This is a genomic window from Kitasatospora sp. NPDC088346 (assembly GCF_044740765.1).
Taxonomy (GTDB): domain Bacteria; phylum Actinomycetota; class Actinomycetes; order Streptomycetales; family Streptomycetaceae; genus Kitasatospora.
In genome coordinates, this window is record NZ_JBIURH010000155.1 from 1 (window position 1) to 2,341 (window position 2,341).

Genomic DNA, 2,341 nt, shown 5'->3' on the forward strand with positions numbered 1-2,341 from the left:
GCCGCCGCCAACGCCTTCCTGGACGCGCTCGCCGAGCAGCGTCGTGCGGACGGTCTGCCGGCGACGTCGATCGCCTGGGGTGCGTGGGCGGAAGCGGGCCTCGCCACCGATGAGTTGATCGCCGACCGCCTGCGCCGCGACGGTGTGGCGGGCATGACCCCGAGCCTCGCCATCAGCGCGATGCAGCACGCCCTCGACCAGGGCGACACCGCCCTCACAGTCGCGGACATCGTCTGGGAACGGCTGGCGGCCGAGTTCGAGGCCGTCCGCCCGGGTCGGCTCTTCGCCGACATCCCCGACGTCCAGAGGTTGAAGGCCTCGGCAGGGGCCGGACAGTCCGCCGCGGCCTCCCCGGCCTCCGCCGGTTCCTCGCTGGCGCAGCGGCTGGCCGGGATGTCGGTTGCCGAGCGCGGCCGGGCGGTCCTGGACCTGGTGCGTGCGCAGGTGGCGGCCGTCCTCGGTTACGCCGGGTCGGAGTCGGTCGAGGCGGGTCGGGCGTTCAAGGAGCTGGGCTTCGACTCGCTGACCGCCGTCGACCTGCGCAACCGTCTGAACGCGGCGACCGGCCTGCGGCTCTCCGCGACGCTGGTCTTCGACTACCCCTCGGCGACCGCTCTCGCCGACCACCTCGCCGCCGAACTGCTCGGCGTGCAGCCCGCTCTCCCGACCGTTGCCGTCGTCGCCGCACCCGTGGACGACGAGCCGATCGCGATCGTCGCCATGGCCTGCCGCTTCCCGGGCGGGGTCCGCTCGCCGGAGGGGTTGTGGGAGCTGCTGCTGCGCGGCGGGGACGCCGTGGTCGACTTCCCGACCGACCGCGGTTGGGACCTGGACTCGCTCTTCGACGACGACCCCGACAAGCTCGGGAAGGTCTACACCCGCAAGGGCGCGTTCCTCCAGGACGCCACCCGCTTCGACGCCGCGTTCTTCGGCATCTCGCCGCGCGAGGCGACCGCCATGGACCCGCAGCAGCGCCTGCTGCTGGAGACGTCCTGGGAGGCCTTCGAGCGGGCCGGCATCGACCCGGCCGCCCTGCGCGGCAGGCAGGCCGGCGTGTTCATCGGCACCAACGGCCAGGACTACATCTCGCTCCTCACCGAGGGGCAGGAAGGCGCGGAGGGCCACCGGCTGACCGGCACGGCCACGAGCGTGGTGTCCGGCCGTCTCTCCTACACCTTCGGTCTTGAGGGCCCGGCCGTGTCTGTGGACACCGCGTGCTCGGCGTCCCTGGTCGCCCTGCACCTCGCGGTGCAGTCGCTGCGCAACGGTGAGTGCGATCTCGCGCTGGCCGGTGGTGTGACGGTGATGTCGACGCCGGACCTGTTCGTGGAGTTCAGCCGGCAGCGCGGCCTGTCCGTCGACGGCCGGTGCAAGGCGTTCGCCGGCGCGGCGGACGGTACCGGCTGGGGCGAGGGCGCGGGCATGCTGCTCGTCGAGCGGCTCTCGGACGCGAGGCGCAACGGGCACCCGGTGCTGGCCGTGGTCCGTGGTAGTGCCGTCAACCAGGACGGTGCGTCGAACGGTCTGACCGCGCCGAACGGTCCCTCGCAGCAGCGGGTGATCCGCCAGGCCCTGGCCAGTGCCGGTCTCTCGGCTCAGGACGTCGACGCGGTGGAGGCGCACGGCACGGGCACCCGCCTGGGCGACCCGATCGAGGCGCAGGCGCTGCTCGCCACCTACGGCCAGGAGCGCCGGGACGGCCGAGCACTGCTGCTCGGCTCGGTGAAGTCCAACATCGGTCACACCCAGGCCGCCGCCGGTGTCGCGGGCGTCATGAAGATGGTGCTGGCGATGCAGCACGGCGTACTGCCGCAGACGCTGCACGTGGACGCCCCGACCCCGCACGTCGAATGGTCCGAGGGCGCAGTCGAGCTGCTGACGGAGAACCTCGCCTGGCCGGAGACCGGTGAGCCGCGTCGTGCGGGTGTGTCGGCGTTCGGTGTCAGCGGGACGAACGCCCACACGATCCTGGAGCAGGCCCCGGCCGTGGTGGAGGATGTGCCGGCCGTCGAGCCGGTTACTCCGTCGCTGGTCCCGGTGGTGCTCTCGGCGAAGAACGCGGACGCCCTGCGGGCCCAGGCCGAGGAGCTGACGGCTCTGGTCGAGGGTGACGAGTCGCTGAGCCTGCTGGACGTGGGTTTCTCGCTGGCGACGAGCCGGGCCGCGTTCGAGCACCGAGCCGGGTTCGCCGCGGCGGACCGTGCGGAGCTGCTGGCGGGGCTGTCCTCGCTGTCGGGTTCCGGGGTGGTGGTGGAGGGGCGTACGGCGTTCCTGTTCACCGGTCAGGGCAGCCAGCGGGCCGGCATGGGTGCGGAGTTGTACGCGGCGTATCCGGTGTTCG

1 protein-coding gene is annotated in these 2,341 nt (G+C 72.8%); it reads left to right on the plus strand.

Features of this window, described 5'->3' with window-relative positions:
- The coding region (locus ACIOFR_RS42085; protein ID WP_401006102.1) for a beta-ketoacyl synthase N-terminal-like domain-containing protein at positions 1 to 2,341 on the plus strand (2,341 nt) is incomplete at both ends.